15 protein-coding genes and 1 riboswitch are annotated in these 14445 nt (G+C 73.6%); of the genes, 6 read left to right on the top strand and 9 right to left on the bottom strand.

Going from position 1 to position 14445, the window contains the following annotated elements; translation table 11 throughout:
* Window positions 1-133 precede the first annotated feature (133 nt).
* The 3 genes from IRX98_RS02380 (at window position 134) to IRX98_RS02370 (ending at window position 2766) form a co-directional block, all read left to right on the top strand.
* Window positions 134-589, top strand: a complete 456-nt coding sequence (locus IRX98_RS02380) for an SRPBCC family protein (RefSeq protein ID WP_224273560.1) — start codon at window positions 134-136, stop codon at window positions 587-589.
* A 126-nt stretch (window positions 590-715) separates the two neighbouring features.
* Window positions 716-1135 (top strand): hypothetical protein, encoded by a 420-nt coding sequence (locus tag IRX98_RS02375; RefSeq protein ID WP_224273558.1) that lies wholly within the window; start codon window positions 716-718, stop codon window positions 1133-1135.
* 80 nt (window positions 1136-1215) lie between these two features.
* The gene (locus IRX98_RS02370) at window positions 1216-2766 is read left to right on the top strand and encodes an alpha/beta hydrolase (RefSeq protein WP_224273556.1); all 1551 of its coding nucleotides are present in this window, start codon (window positions 1216-1218) and stop codon (window positions 2764-2766) included.
* Here the strand turns inward: IRX98_RS02370 and thiC are convergent.
* The 9 genes from thiC to IRX98_RS02325 form a co-directional block, all read right to left on the bottom strand.
* Window positions 2753-4402: a phosphomethylpyrimidine synthase ThiC gene (gene thiC / locus IRX98_RS02365; RefSeq protein WP_224273555.1), complete on the bottom strand. Its 1650-nt coding sequence runs from the start codon at window positions 4400-4402 to the stop codon at window positions 2753-2755. The genes IRX98_RS02370 and thiC overlap by 14 nt on opposite strands.
* Window positions 4399-5217 carry a bifunctional hydroxymethylpyrimidine kinase/phosphomethylpyrimidine kinase gene (gene thiD / locus IRX98_RS02360; protein WP_224273553.1) on the bottom strand — a complete coding sequence of 273 codons (819 nt, stop codon included), beginning with the start codon at window positions 5215-5217 and terminating at the stop codon, window positions 4399-4401. Before thiD ends, thiC begins: the two co-directional genes overlap by 4 nt.
* Entirely contained in the window at window positions 5211-5774 is a 564-nt protein-coding gene (locus IRX98_RS23290) for a thiamine phosphate synthase (RefSeq protein ID WP_224273551.1), read from the bottom strand. The genes thiD and IRX98_RS23290 overlap by 7 nt, the downstream gene beginning before the upstream one ends.
* Window positions 5750-6535, bottom strand: a complete 786-nt coding sequence (locus IRX98_RS02350) for a thiazole synthase (protein WP_224273550.1) — start codon at window positions 6533-6535, stop codon at window positions 5750-5752. The genes IRX98_RS23290 and IRX98_RS02350 overlap by 25 nt, the downstream gene beginning before the upstream one ends.
* Window positions 6532-6720, bottom strand: coding sequence for a sulfur carrier protein ThiS (gene thiS / locus IRX98_RS02345; RefSeq protein WP_224273549.1), 189 nt, complete (start codon window positions 6718-6720; stop codon window positions 6532-6534). The genes IRX98_RS02350 and thiS overlap by 4 nt, the downstream gene beginning before the upstream one ends.
* Complete coding sequence (locus tag IRX98_RS02340) at window positions 6711-7739, bottom strand: FAD-dependent oxidoreductase (protein WP_224273548.1); 1029 nt, start codon at window positions 7737-7739, stop codon at window positions 6711-6713. Before IRX98_RS02340 ends, thiS begins: the two co-directional genes overlap by 10 nt.
* Entirely contained in the window at window positions 7739-8332 is a 594-nt protein-coding gene (locus IRX98_RS02335; protein WP_224273547.1) for a thiamine phosphate synthase, read from the bottom strand. Before IRX98_RS02335 ends, IRX98_RS02340 begins: the two co-directional genes overlap by 1 nt.
* Window positions 8326-8436: riboswitch (TPP riboswitch) on the bottom strand. It overlaps the preceding gene by 7 nt.
* A 36-nt stretch (window positions 8437-8472) precedes the next feature.
* Window positions 8473-8715, bottom strand: a complete 243-nt coding sequence (locus IRX98_RS02330; protein ID WP_224273546.1) for a hypothetical protein — start codon at window positions 8713-8715, stop codon at window positions 8473-8475.
* A gap of 32 nt (window positions 8716-8747) precedes the next feature.
* Window positions 8748-10205, bottom strand: coding sequence for a phospholipase D family protein (locus tag IRX98_RS02325; RefSeq protein WP_224273545.1), 1458 nt, complete (start codon window positions 10203-10205; stop codon window positions 8748-8750).
* Window positions 10206-10343: 138 nt separating this feature from the next.
* Between IRX98_RS02325 and nirB the strand changes: the two genes are divergently transcribed.
* The 3 genes from nirB to IRX98_RS02310 are packed head-to-tail and all read left to right on the top strand — an operon-like array spanning window position 10344 to window position 14373.
* Window positions 10344-12929, top strand: coding sequence for a nitrite reductase large subunit NirB (gene nirB, locus IRX98_RS02320; RefSeq protein WP_224273544.1), 2586 nt, complete (start codon window positions 10344-10346; stop codon window positions 12927-12929).
* Window positions 12926-13264, top strand: a complete 339-nt coding sequence (gene nirD / locus IRX98_RS02315; RefSeq protein ID WP_224273542.1) for a nitrite reductase small subunit NirD — start codon at window positions 12926-12928, stop codon at window positions 13262-13264. Before nirB ends, nirD begins: the two co-directional genes overlap by 4 nt.
* A complete protein-coding gene (locus IRX98_RS02310; protein WP_224273540.1) occupies window positions 13261-14373 on the top strand; it encodes a uroporphyrinogen-III synthase in 1113 nt (370 codons plus the stop codon). Before nirD ends, IRX98_RS02310 begins: the two co-directional genes overlap by 4 nt.
* Window positions 14374-14445: the final 72 nt, after the last annotated feature.

Genomic DNA, 14445 nt, shown 5'->3' with positions numbered 1-14445 from the left:
ACCGGGGACCCCGACGACAGTGCGGTCGTCATGGTGCGGAATCCACACCACAGCGACCGCGCAAGGAAGTCAGGCCAGGCATCCGGGCTGGACCGGCCTTGTCGCGGCCCGCGGCGAGATCGATCATGGCGTGATGGGAGACGTCGAGCTCCACCTCACGCGCACGGTCCGCGCGCCGGTCGCCGAGGTCTTCGCGCGGCTGGCGGACATCGAGGGCCACAACGAGTGGATGCCGACCAGGGGGAGCATCCGGCGGCGCAGCACGCAGACGTCGCCGGGCCCGCCGGGCGTGGGGACGACGTACGAGGACGTCACGATCATGGGCCGCATGCCGGGCGAGGTCGTCGAGTTCGGTCCTCCGCGCCGGCTGGTCTACCACTGGTGGGACAGCACGGCGTCGGGCAAGGTCAAGACCGAGGGCTGGCCGGGCTACACGCTCGAGCCCAGCGGCGCCAGGGAGACGGTCGTGCACCACGACGCCCGTCTGCGCGCCACCGGGGTCCGGGCCCTGGCGACCCCGGTGCTCAAGCTGGTCGCGCGCCGCGAGCGCACCGCGGTGCTGGACGCGCTGGAGAAGTCGTTCTCCTAGCCGGACGCGGGGCGGCGGAACTGTACGAGAACTGTGCGGGTCCACGCCGTGGTCGCGGCCCGGGCCCGACGGGTGCACTGGTGTCACCGAGACCCGACGGGGGTCCGTGACGAAAGGGTCAGCACCATGAGAACCACCATCCGCCGCCTCGGCGTCGTGTCAGCCGCAGCGGCAGCGGCGGTCGCGGTGACCGCGACCAGCGCCAGCGCGCACCACTGCTACGTGCCGATGTACTCCCTCAGCGCCCCGGCGTCGAGCAACTGGTTCGTGATCTCGGCCGAGATGGGGGCCGACCTGATCTTCGGCTACCAGGCCGCGTGCGACGCGGCCGCCGACGCGGGCTACGACGCTCTGCGCGCAGAGGGCATGCCGGTCGGGATCAAGATCTTCGAGAAGATGACGATCGGCGACCCGAAGGGCACCGAGCGGATCCCGACGCCGAACGGCGCGAACGGCAAGGGCCTGGAGTACTTCGGGGCCGGCTCGACGCTCGCCGACGAGATGGTCGAGACCTGGGTCGCCGGGGCCGAGGCGCACGACTGCTGAGGGGGCCGCGGCTGGCGGGGTGCGTAGCCGGAGGCGGGGCTACTCGTTGGTACGAGTGACCCCGTCGCAGGAGAGAAGCCATGCACCGTCACCTCGCCAGCCGCATCACCGCCGTCGTCGCGGGCGTCCTCGCGCTCGCCTCGGTCCCGTACGTCGCCTCGCCGGCCGCCGCCGCGGACGCCGTCACCACGACCGACGGCTGCCTGACCAGCGTCCCGGACCCGGGCACGACCGCACCGGTGGAGATCTGCTTCACGCTCTTCCGCCCGGCCGGTGCCACGAAGGACCGACCGGTGCCGATGGTGCTGCACAGCCACGGCTGGGGCGGCAGCCGTACGACGGACCCGGCGGCGTTCGCCTACCTCACCGACGCCGGCTTCGGGGTGCTGAGCTTCGACCAGCGCGGCTTCGGCGAGAGCGGCGGCCGGGCCCACATCGAGAACCCCGACGTCGAGGGCAAGGACGTCCAGAAGATCGTCGACGTCGTCGCAGCGCAGCCCTGGGTCAAGAAGCAGAAGCCCGGCGACCCGGTGCTCGGTGCGATCGGCGGGTCCTACGGCGGCGGCTACCAGTTCGTCGGCGCCTTCAGCGAGCTGCGCGACAGGGGCGCGACGCGCTTCGACGCGCTCGTCCCGGAGATCACCTGGTCGAGCCTGACCGAGAGCCTCTTCCCGCAGGGCGTCCCGCGCACCGAGTGGGCCACCGCCCTCACCGCCGCCGCGCTGCCGACCGACGCGCTGCCGCCGCTCGTGGTCCGCGGCTTCGCCGAGGCGACCGCGACGGGCCACGTGCCGGCGTACCTCCACGACTTCCTCGACCGCAACGGCCCGGAGTGGCACGTGCGGCAGGGTCGCAAGCTCGACATCCCCGTGCTCTTCGGGCAGGGCGCGACCGACAACCTCTTCCCGCTCGACCAGGGCCTGAAGAACTTCCGTCGCGCGCTGACCGACAAGGCCCGCGCGCAGAGCCTCCTGGTCGGCGACAACGGTGGGCACACCCTGCCGTCGGTCCTGCCGTTCGGCAGCAACCTCGACGTCCCGCTCGCGACCATCGACGCCTGCTCACTGATGCTCGGCAGCCCGACCTTCGAAGACCTCGGCCTGCGCTTCCTCACGCAGAACCTGCAGGGCGTGAAGACCGGACTGGAGGGCCTCGGCCAGCTGCACCTCACCACGGCCGCCGGCGACCGCTGCGTCACCGTCCCGGCCACCGCGCCCACCACGCCGGTGGAGCTCGGTGAGGTCGTCAGCACCGTCGGTGTCGGCGCCCCGATCGCCTACCCGATCGCGCAGGGCCCACTCACCATCGCGGGCTCCTCGAAGCTCGACGCCACCCTCACCACGCTCGGCCTCGACAACCGCGCCTTTCTCGGCCTGTCGGTCGGCACCAGCCCACTGGACGCGCGCATCGTGCAGAACAACATGCTCCCGGTCCGCGAGAGCGGCATCGTGATCAACAAGCCCCGCCGCGGCATCGAGCTGCCGTCGGTCGCCGTCGACGTGCCGGCGGGGAAGACGCTCTTCCTCACGGTGGCGCCGATCTCGGACATGTACGTCGGCTTCGGCTCGCGCGTGGTCGGTGCGATGCGGATGAAGGACGTCGTCGTGCACCTGCCGGTCACGACTCGCTGACGTAGACGGTGCCGCCGAGGCGTACGAACTCGGCGGACTTCTCCGCGAACCGCTCGCGCACGTCGTGGCTGATGCGCATCGAGCAGAACTTCGGTCCGCACATCGAGCAGAAGTGCGCGGTCTTGGCGCCCTCGGCGGGGAGGGTCTCGTCGTGGAACGACTCGGCGGTGGGCGGATCGAGCGAGAGCGCGAACTGGTCGTGCCAGCGGAACTCGAAGCGGGCCCGGCTGAGTGCGTCGTCCCATGCGCGGGCACCCGGGTGCCCCTTGGCCACGTCCGCGGCGTGGGCGGCCAGCTTGTAGGTGATGACGCCGGTCTTGACGTCGTCGCGGTTCGGCAGGCCCAGGTGCTCCTTGGGCGTGACGTAGCAGAGCATCGCCGTGCCGTGCATGGCGATCGCCGCGGCGCCGATGGCGCTGGTGATGTGGTCGTAGCCGGGTGCGACGTCGGTGGCCAGCGGGCCGAGGGTGTAGAACGGCGCCCCGTGGCACCACTCCTGCTGGAGGCGGACGTTCTCCTCCACGAGGTCGAGGGGGACGTGGCCGGGGCCCTCGACCATCACTTGGACGTCGTGCTCCCACGCCCGCGCGGTCAGGTCGGCGAGGGTGCGCAGCTCCGCCAGCTGGGCCGCGTCGTTGGCATCCGCCACGCTGCCGGGGCGTAGGCCGTCGCCCAGGGAGAACGCCACGTCGTAGGCCGCGAAGATCTCGCACAGCTCGTCGAAGTGGGTGAAGAGGAAGTTCTCCTCGTGGTGCGCCAGGCACCAGCCGGCCATGATCGAGCCGCCGCGCGACACGATGCCGGTCACCCGGTCGGCGGTGAGCGGGACGTGCCGCAGCAGCACGCCGGCATGGACGGTCATGTAGTCCACGCCCTGCTCGCACTGCTCGACGACCGTGTCGCGGAAGACCTCCCAGCTCAGCCGCTCCGCCTCGCCGCCGACCTTCTCCAGCGCCTGGTAGAGGGGGACGGTGCCGATGGGGACCGGCGAGTTGCGCAGGATCCACTCGCGGGTGGTGTGGATGTCCTCGCCCGTGGAGAGGTCCATGACGGTGTCGGCGCCCCACGTGGTCGCCCACGTCAGCTTGTCGACCTCCTCGGCGATGCTGCTGGTGACGGCGCTGTTGCCGATGTTGGCGTTGATCTTCACCAGGAACGCCCGTCCGATGATCATCGGCTCCGACTCCGGGTGGTTGACGTTGGCGGGGATGATCGCGCGGCCGGCGGCGACCTCGCTGCGCACCAGCTCCACGTCGCAGCCCTCGCGGGCGGCGACGTACTCCATCTCCGCGGTGACGATGCCGCGGCGGGCGTGGTGGAGCTGGGTCACGTTGCCGCCCGCCACCGCCCGGCGCGGACGTCGTCGCTCGCCGCGCCACGCGCCGCGCGTCGATCCTCGGCGTACGGCGGATCGGCCGTCGTCGCGCAGCAGGGCCTCGCGACCGGCGTACTCCTCGGTGTCGCCACGGTCCTCGATCCACCCCGCCCGCAGCGCGGGCAGGCCGGTCTCGGGGTCGGACCCCGGTCCGGAGGTGGAGTAGAGGTCGAAGGTCTCGCCGTTGCTCAGGTGGACGCGGGTGGCGGGGACGTCGAGCGGGCCGGTGAGCACGCGCTCGTGGGCGGCGTGGACGGTCATGCGGGTTCCTCCTGGGTGGGTGGTGGTGCCTGGACGAGGTGGGAGACGGGGCCGCGACCGCGACCCAGCAGCCAGCCGCTGCTGGCGGCGAGGCGGGCCCCGACGAAGGCCGCGGCACCGTCGGCGGCGTCCTCGAGGTCGGTGCCGTGGGCGAGGTGGGCGGCGAGCGCGGCCGCGTAGGTGCACCCGCTGCCGTGGTCGGCGGTGGTCGCCACGCCCGGGTGGCGCAGCGGCACGGGCGTGCCTCCGGGCCGGCAGAGCCAGTCGGTGCACGTCGTCCCCGGATCGCCCGGCCGCCACTCGGGCCCGCCGGTGACGACGAAGGCGCAGCCGAGGTCGGCGAGCGCCGCGGCGAGGTCGGGCGCCGACCCGGCGCGGCCGGCGAGGGCGCGGGCCTCGGACAGGTTGGGCGTGGCGACGAGCGCCCGGGGCAGCAGCGCCTCGCGGTAGGCCGCGACGACGGCCGCGTCGCCGAGCACCGCGCCGCTGGTGGCCACGATGACGGGATCGACCACGAGGGGCAGGTGACCGAGGTGGGTGGCGACCAGGTCGACGACCTCGGGCGAGCCCAGCATCCCGGTCTTCACGACCGCGACCGGTAGGTCGCCCAGGACGGCCCCGACCTGGGCCGCGACGGTGGCCGCCGGGACCGGGTGGACCGCGTGGACGCCGGTGGTGTCCTGCGCCGTCACCGCGGTCACGGCACAGGCGCCGTGGCAGCCGAGCGCAGCGACCGTGGCGAGGTCGGCCGCGAGCCCGGCGGCTCCACCGCTGTCGGTGCCCGCCACCGCGAGCACCACCGGCGGGGTCAGCACCCGGTCTCCCGCAGCAGCCCGGCCACGACGCGTGCCGGGGCGGCGGCCCGCATGACCGCGCCCATCACCGCGACGCCGTGGGCGCCGGACGCCCGGGCAGCGGCGGCGGTGGTCACGTCGACGCCGCCCAGCGCCAGCACCGGGACGGGGTGCCCCGCGTACGCCTCGGGGGGCAGGGCGGGTCCGTGCCCCGGCTTGCTGACGCTGGCGGCGTACGGCGAGAGGGTGACCCACGCGGCGCCCTCGGCCGCAGCGACCGCCACCTCTCCCGGGGCGTGGCACGACCGTCCCCAGCGACCCTCGCCCGGAGGTTGCTGGCGGGCGGCCAGGTGCAGGCCGTGGGCGGCCGGGTCGGGGAGCCGGGACGACAGCACCGTGAGCCCGTCGACGGCGGCCAGGCGGGCGACGAGCGCGTGCCGGCTCGGGGGGTCGAGGTCGTGCTCGCGCACGACGACCGCCTCCAGCCCGGCGTCGGCGCACTCGAGGACGGTGCGCACGAGGCCGCGACCGAGACGGAGCTGGGAGCGGTCGGTCAGCAGGACGAGCCGGGGGACCACGTCACCCTCCCCTCGGTCGGGCTGGAGGCCCGCGCCGTGGCGCGACGCGGAATGCGGCCGGCGTCCCGTGCGGCGGTGCCGGCCGCCACGGCCAGCCGCAGGGCGTGGGCCATCCGCTCGGGGTCGGCGGCGCGGGTGACCGCAGTCGCGGCGAGCACCGCGTCGCACCCGAGCTCCAGCGCGAGCGCCGCGTCGGAGGCGGTGCCGACGCCCGCGTCGAGCACCACGGGCACGTCGACCGCAGCGACCACCGCCTCGATCGCGTAGGGGTTGAGGACGCCCAACCCCGAGCCGATCGGCGACCCCAATGGCATCACCGCTGCACACCCGGCATCGGCGAGGCGGCGGGCCACGACGGGGTCGTCGGTGGTGTAGGGGAGCACGGTGAAGCCGCGGGCCACGAGTTCCTCGGCCGCCTCCACGAGCTCCACCACGTCGGGCATCAGGGTGGTCTCGTCGCCCACGACCTCCAGCTTGACCCAGCTGGTGCCGAGCGCCTCGCGGGCCAGCTCGGCGGTGAGCACGGCCTCACGCGCCGACAGGCATCCGGCGGTGTTGGGCAGGACCGGCACGCCGTGCTCCTGCAGGACCGAAAGGATGCCGCCGGCGGCGGTGCTCGACGTACGCCGCACGCTGACGGTCACCAGTCCGGGCCGGGCGGCGTCCAGCACCGGACCGAGCAGGTCGGGGCGCGGCAACCCACCCGTGCCCAGGAGCAGGCGCGAGGCCAGGCGGGTGCCTGCGATGACGAGGTCGCTCATCCGCCGGCCACCGCCGTCACCACGTCGACGACGTCGCCGTCGGCCAGCGCGACGCGGTCGTGGTCCGCGCGGGGCACGACCTCGAGGTTGACCGCTGCTGCCTGCCCGGTGGGCAGGGGGCCGACGAGGTCGGCGAGCGTGGTGACGTCCACGTCGAGCGGGACGCCGTTGAGGGTCAGGTGCACGGTGGTCCTCCTGGAGCGGTGGGGGTGGCGAGGAGTCGTCGGGGGTCGACGGCCGGGTCGGGGGCGGCACCCTCGAGGGCGTCGGCGAGGAGCCGCGCGGTCAGCGGCGCGAGCAGCACGCCGTGGCGGAAGTGACCCGCTGCGAGCCAGGTCCGCGGGTCGTGGGTCGGGCCGACGAGGGGCAGGTGGTCGCGCGTCGCCGGGCGGTCCCGGGCGGCGCACGCGAGGACCTCGGCCCGGTCGAGCGCGGGGAGCAGGACGCGTGCTGCGCGCAGCAGCCGCAGCACCCCGCCGGCGGTCGGGACCGGTGGCTCGTCGTGCTCCTCCACCGTGGCGCCCACGACGACCTCGCCTCCCTCGCGCGGGACGACGTAGACGTGCTCGCCGGCCACCCATCCGCGCACGACGTGGCGCGGCGGGTCCGAGGTGTGCAGCCGGACCACCTCGCCCCGCACGCCGCGCAGCAGGTGGGTCCACGGCTCGGGGAGCCGGGCGCCGGTGGCGAGGACGACCGCGTCCGCGACGGGTCGGGGCTCGCGGGCGTGGACGCGACCTGCGAGCCGCCGCAGCAGGGCCGCGACGACGGCGCGCGGGTCCACGGAGCGGTCGTCGACGCGCGCACCTCCGGACACCCGGCCCAGGCCGGGCTCGAGCCGGCGCACCTGGGCGGGGGAGAGGAGGTCGGTCACGACACCGAGCCCGGCCAGCAGCGCGACCTGACGACGGACGTCGTGCCGGTCGTCGGCGTCGTGCCCGACCAACAGGGTGCCGTGGTCGTGCAGCGGCACGTCGAGGCGAGCGGCGTACGTCGGCCACAGCCGTGCGCTCTCGACGCCGAGCCGGTGGACGTCCTGCTCCCCGTGCCAGGCCTCCGCGGCCGGCGACAGCATGCCGGCGGCGACGGCGGACGCTCCGCTGCCGACCGCAGGGTCGACCACGACGACGTCGTGCCCGCGCGCGAGCAGCTCGTCGGCGCACGCCAGTCCGACGACGCCGCCCCCGAGGACGTGCACGCGCATCAGCCGAGCTCCCGGACCAGCTCCTTCGCTGCTGCCAGAGGGTCGGGGTCCCGCCAGATCGCGCCCAGCACGGCCACCCCGTGGGCACCGGCGTCCAGCGCGGGGCGCACGCGGCCGGGGCCGATGCCGCCGATCGCCACCAGGGGCAGCACGCCGCACGCGTCGGTGATCGCAGACGTGCCAAGCGCGGCCGGCAGGCCCGTCTTGCTCGCGGTGTCGTGGACCGGGCCGAAGCCGGCGTACGACGCTCCCGCCGCGGCTGCCCGCTCGACCGCCTCCCGGTCGCGACAGGTCGCGCCCAGCAGGAGGTGGGGCGCGACGGTCGCGGCCAGCTCGACGGGGAGGTCGTGCTCGCCGAGGTGGACCCCGTCCGCGCCCGTGGCGAGGGCGACGTCGAGCCGGTCGTCGACGACGACGGTCGCGCCCAGCGGGCGGACCGCAGCCAGGACGACACGGGTCAGCTCGACGAGCTCACGGGTGGTGGCGGCCTTGTCGCGGACCTGGAACCCGTCGATCCCGGCCAGCGCCAGGTCGGCCAGGAGGGACAGGTCGTCGGTCGAGGAGACCAGGCTGAAGATGCGTGGCAGTGACACCGGAACTCACTTCCTTCGCCGGCATGACCCGGATCAGGTGCGACGGTCGGAGCGGTGTACAGCTCCCTCTCAGCCCGCTACCGCGGACTCCCGTGTGGACGGCGTGGACGTTAGCAGACGTCGATGACCGGCATCGCCCGCTAGCGCGGCGGCGGCACCTCGCCGTTGGCGACGGCCTCGATCCAGTCGACGACGTCGTCGGGGAGGTAGGCGCCCTGCGGGGTGTCGTGCCCCGCGCCCCACGCGTCGGTCGACACGAGGCCGCCCGCGCGGTTGATCTCCGCCATCACGGTGGGCGTCACCTCGTCGCCGTTGTGGGCGACGAGCCAGTCCCGGGTCTCCTGCGACAGCCGGGGCCACCAGGCTTCGATCGATGTGGGCATGCGGTCAACGTAGCCGCGATGGCCCCGGCCACCTAGAACTCGGTCGTGCCCCGCAGCCGCCGAGGCCGGCCGTCGGGGTCGTAGAGCAGTCGGTAGGCAGGCGCGGCCCACCGCGTCGTACGCCGGGACAGCGCGGGCGGCTCGTGGACGCCGATGCGGCTGCCGGGGGCGCCGACCCGCTCGCGCCACAGGTCGAGCGCGCCGTCGAGGTCGGCGAGTCGCGGGTCGTCCTCGGGCAACCCGAGGTGCTCGGCCCACAGCGACGTACGCAGGGTGCGGGGGAGCTCGCCGTCGGGGTCGACGACCGCGCAGGTCAGCTCGGAGTCGTGGGTCCACGAGCGCAGGTTGAGGTTGTCGGAGCCGATGGTCATCCACGCGTCGTCGACGATGCAGACCTTGGCGTGGACGTAGACCGGGGTGCCGGCGGCGTTCTCGAGGTCGTACATCGCGAAGCGCTCGCCACCCGCGGCGCGGAGGCTGTTCCAAGCGAGCCGCTGGCCGTGGTGGATGGGTGGGCCGCCGACCCGTCCGTCGGACTCCGGGAAGCGTGGCACGACGGCGATGACGACCAGACCCGGCTCGCGGCGCAGCGCGTCGGCGAGGGTGGTGGCGACGACGTCGGACCAGAAGTACTGGTCCTCGATGTAGACCAGGCGCCGCGCGCGGCTGAAGGCGCGGGAGTAGCCGCGCGCGATCGAGCGCTCGCCGTCGGGGGCGAACGGGTAGTGGGGGCGCTTGAAGGGGTAGGTCCGCAGGATCTGCACCTGGTGGCGCCCGGCGTCCGGTGGCGGGTCCCAGCTCTCGGGCAGCTGCTCCGGGTGGCGCGGCATCCGCGCGATCCGGTGGGCGACGGCGCGATAGGGGTTGCGGTGGTCGAGCGGCGTCGGGTCGTCCCACCGCTCGGTGAAGGTGTCGAGCACGTGCGCGACCGCCGGGCCGCGGATCTCGGCCATCGCGTCGTGCCAGGGCGGGGCGTCGCCGTAGCGGTCGTCCAGGGGCGCGACCTGCGGGTCGCCGGCGTGCGCAGCGTCGTCGCGGCGGCTGTAGCAGAGGTCGATCCCGCCGACGAAGGCCACGTCGTCCTGCGGCCGGTCGTGGTGGCGTACGACGAGCAGCTTCTGGTGGTGCGAACCGCCGTAGCGCACCCGCTCGTCGAGCAGCGCCTCGCCGCCGCACTCGTTGATGATCCGCCCGAGGTGCCCGTTCTCCTCGCCGTTGAGCTGCCCGGGGTGCGAGCGCCACATGAGGGCGCGGACCTCGACGTCGCGTGCGGCGGCCGCGCGCAGCAGCTCGGCCACGGTCGGTCCGTCGTCGGTCAGCCGCTCGTCGGCGTCGCCGCGCCAGTCGGTGAAGAAGATTCGGTCGCCGGCGTCGGTGGCGCCGATGAGCTCGACCAGGCGAGCGAAGTAGGTCGCGCCGTGCACCCGCGGCAGGACGAGGTTGCCCGAGGTCCAGGGACGCTCGCTCTCGGGCAGGAACCACTCGCTCACTCACTCACGCTCGCACCCCACGGAGCGTGTGTCGATGGCCGCTCACCCGTCCGGGCGCGTGAGCCCGTGCCACCCAGTTTTCACGCCCGAAACATTCGCGGAGCCCGCTGACAACATCGGGTTCCTACCGTCCTTGGCATGACCAAGCGCCAGAGGATCGTCGTCGTCGGGCACGGCATGGTGGGCCACCGCTTCGCCCAGGCTGCCGTCGAGCGCGGCCTGACCGAGACCCACGACGTCGTCGTGTTCGGCGAGGAGCCGCGGGCGGCGTACGACCGCGTGGGCCTCACGAGCTGGTTCGGCCACCCCGACGGCGCGGAGGGGCTCTCGCTCCTGCCGGGTGGGGTGTACGACGACCCGCGGGTGCGGCTGGTGCTCGACAGCGTCGTGACCGAGATCGACCGCGCGGCGCGGACCGTCACCGTCGTGTCGCCGCCGTCGGCCGTGGGGGACCTGCTGAGCAACCCCGGCGCGGTCACCGTCCACGACTACGACGTGCTCGTCCTCGCGACCGGCGCGGCGCCCTTCGTCCCGCCGGTCGAGGGCCGCGGCAAGGACGGCTGCTTCGTCTACCGCACGATCGAGGACCTCGAGGCGATCAAGGCCGCCAGCGAGGCCGCGACCAGCGGCGTCGTGATCGGCGGCGGGCTGCTCGGGCTCGAGGCGGCCAACGCGCTCGTCCAGCTCGGCCTCGACACCCACGTCGTCGAGATGGCGCCGCGACTGATGCCGGTCCAGCTCGACGAAGCCGCCGGCGTGACGCTCGTGCGCCACGTCGAGAAGCTCGGCGTGAAGGTCCACACCGCCGTCCTGACAGAAGAGATCGAGGGCGGCGACTCGGTGACCGGCCTGCGTGTGAGGCAGGCCGGCACCGAGGAGGGCGCCCCGACGGAGGTCGTCGAGGCGCAGGTCGTCGTGTTCTCCGCCGGCATCCGCCCGCGCGACGCCCTGGCCCGCGAGTGCGACCTCGCGACGGCCCCGCGCGGCGGCGTACTGGTCGACGAGCAGTGCCGCACCGCGGACCCGCACGTCTTCGCGATCGGCGAGTGCGCGGCGCCGGGCGGCACGATGTACGGCCTGGTCGCGCCGGGCTACGCGATGGCCGAGGTCGTGGTCGACGCGCTCCTCGACGGCCCCGGCACCTTCACCGGCGCCGACATGTCCACCAAGCTCAAGCTCCTCGGCGTCGACGTGGCCAGCTTCGGTGACGCGTTCGCGACCACCGAGGGCGCGCTCGAGCTGACGTACGCCGACGCGGTGAGCGGGGTCTACAAGAAGCTCGTCGTCAGCGAGGACGGCCGGCGGCTGCTCGGCGGCATCCTGGTGGGCGACGCGTCGGCGTACGGCATCCTGCGGCCGATGGTCAGCAGCGGGCTCGCGCTCCCCGACAACCCCGAGCAGCTCATCCTCCCTGCGAGCAGCGGCGTCCAGCTCGGGATGCCCGACGAGGCGCAGGTCTGCTCGTGCAACGACGTCACGAAGGCCGACATCCTCCACGCGGTGGCCGAGCAGGGCTGCGAGAGCGTCGCCGACGTCAAGCAGTGCACCCGCGCCGGCACCACCTGCGGCTCGTGCGTGCCGACGGTGAAGAACCTCATCGAGGAGCACTTCGCCAGCGTCGGCAAGGTCGTCGACAAGGGCCTGTGCGAGCACTTCCGGCTCACCCGGCAGGAGCTCTTCGACGTGGTCGCGGTGCACGGCTACCGCCGCTTCGACGACATCGTCGAGGCCCACGGCACCGGCCGCGGCTGCGACGTCTGCAAGCCCGCGATCGCCAGCATCCTGGCCAGCCAGACCAGCACCCACATCCTCGAGCCCGCGACCGCGGAGCTGCAGGACACCAACGACAAGTACCTCGGCAACATCCAGCGCAACGGCACCTACAGCGTCGTCCCGCGCATCCCCGGCGGCGAGATCACGCCGGAGAAGCTGATCGTCATCGGCGAGGTGGCGCGCGACTACGGGCTCTACACCAAGATCACCGGCGGCCAGCGCATCGACCTCTTCGGCGCCCGGATGGAGCAGCTGCCGGCGATCTGGAAGCGGCTCGTCGACGCAGGCTTCGAGTCCGGCCACGCCTACGGCAAGTCACTGCGCACGGTGAAGTCGTGCGTCGGGTCGACGTGGTGCCGCTTCGGCGTGCAGGACTCGGTGGGCCTCGCGATCGCGCTGGAGCTGCGCTACCGCGGGCTGCGCAGCCCCCACAAGCTCAAGGGCGGCGTCAGCGGCTGCGCCCGCGAGTGCGCGGAGGCGCGCGGCAAGGACTTCGGCGTCATCGCCACCGAGAAGGGGTGGAACCTCTACGTCGGCGGCAACGGCGGCGCCACGCCGGCCCACGCGCGGCTGCTCGCGGGTGACCTGGACACGGAGACGCTGGTGTCGTACCTCGACCGCTTCCTCATGTACTACGTCCGCACCGCCGACCGCCTCCAGCGCACCTCGACGTGGATCGAGCAGCTCGAGGGCGGGCTGGAGCGGGTGCGCGAGGTCGTCGTCGACGACTCGCTCGGCCTGGGCGCAGAGCTCGAGGCGGAGATGGCGCGGCACGTGGGCGGGTACGCCGACGAGTGGGCCGCGACGCTGGCCGACCCCGCGAAGCTCGAGCGCTTCGTGTCCTTCGTCAACGCCCCCGACACCCCCGACCCGACCATCGCCTTCACCACCGAGCGCGACCAGATCCAGCCGATCGCGCCGGCACTGATCCCGGTGGGAGCGCCCGCATGATCGATCTCGTTCGCGCCACCGCCGTGTGCGCCGTCGCCGACATCCCGCTCGAGGGCGGCGTCGCCGCGCTGGTCGACGGCCTCGCGGTCGCGGTCTTCCGCACCCACGACGGCTCGGTCCACGCGATCGGCAACGTCGACCCCTTCAGTGGAGCGTCGGTGCTCTCCCGCGGGATCGTGGGTTCGCGCGGGGAGGCACCGGTGGTGAGCTCGCCGATGTACAAGCAGGCCTTCGACCTCCGCACCGGCGCCTGCCTGGACGACGCGTCGGTGTCCGTCCCGTCGTACGACGTCTCGGTGGTCGACGGCGTCGTGCTCGTCGGGGGCGTCCGGTGAGCGTCCTGCCACTGGAGGGCTTCCGGATCGGGGTGACCGCTGCCCGCAAGGCCGACGAGCAGGTCGCGCTGCTGGAGCGGCGCGGCGCCAAGGTCGAGTGGGCGGCGGCGCTGTCGCTGGAGCCCAACCACGTCGACCTCGCCGAGCTCCTGGCCGCGACCCGCGACGTGGTCTCCGCGCCCGTCGACCTCTTCCTCGCCACCACGGGCATCGGGATGAAGGCGTGGCTCGACGCCGCGACCGAGGCGGGACTGTACGACGAGCTGGTGGCCGTCCTCGGCGCCTCGGAGATCCTGGCCCGCGGCCCGAAGAGCGTCGGCGTGCTGCGCCGCCACGGCCTGCGCGAGCTGTGGTCGCCGGAGTCGGAGTGCTTCGAGGACGTGCTGGCGCACCTGCGCGGACGCGACCTCACCGGCAAGCGGATCGTGGTGCAGGAGCACGGCCAGTCGCTGTCGATGGCCGCCCACGCCCTGCGGCGCCAGGGCGCGTCGGTGGTGACGGTCCCGATCTACCGCGTGGAGTCGGCCGACGACCCGTCCCCGATGTTCCACATGATCGACCTGATCGCCGACCGCGAGCTCGACGCCGTCACCTTCACCTCGGCGCCCGCCGTGGCCGCGCTGATGGAGGCGGCCTACAGCGTCGGGCGCCGCGACGACCTCATCTCCGCCTTCCAGTCCGACGTCGTCGCCTCCTGCGTCGGACCGGTCACCGCGGCGGCCTTCGAGATGTGGGGCGTGCCGACGATCGTCCCCGACCGCTCGCGCCTGGCCGGGATGATCAAGCAGCTCGAGACCGAGCTGCCGACGCGGCGGGACGGCGTCGACGTACGCCTCTCCGACGGGCGGACGCTGATCGTGCACTCCGACTCGCTGCTGCTCGACGGGGTGCCGGTGGAGCTGTCGCCCGCGCCCCTCTCGGTGCTGATGGCGCTGCTGGTGAACCCTGGTTTCGTGGTGTCGAGGCGGGCTCTGCTCGCTGCGCTGCCTTCGGGTCAGGCGGGGTCCGAGCATGCGGTGGAGATGGCTGTCGCTCGGCTCCGGGCTGCTATCGGGACGAAGGCCGTGCTCACCGTGGTGAAGCGGGGGTACCGGTTGGCGGTGGGGTGAGGGGAAGCATCTTCCTGATCGCCGGACAACGCCTGACGTACTGACATACCTTCGTGGCCATCGTGCCTGCAC

Origin of the sequence: Nocardioides lacusdianchii, from assembly GCF_020102855.1 — a bacterium.
Lineage (GTDB): Bacteria > Actinomycetota > Actinomycetes > Propionibacteriales > Nocardioidaceae > Nocardioides > Nocardioides lacusdianchii.
Note: the sequence above shows the minus strand (reverse complement) of the source record. Positions and strands in the feature narration are given on the sequence as shown.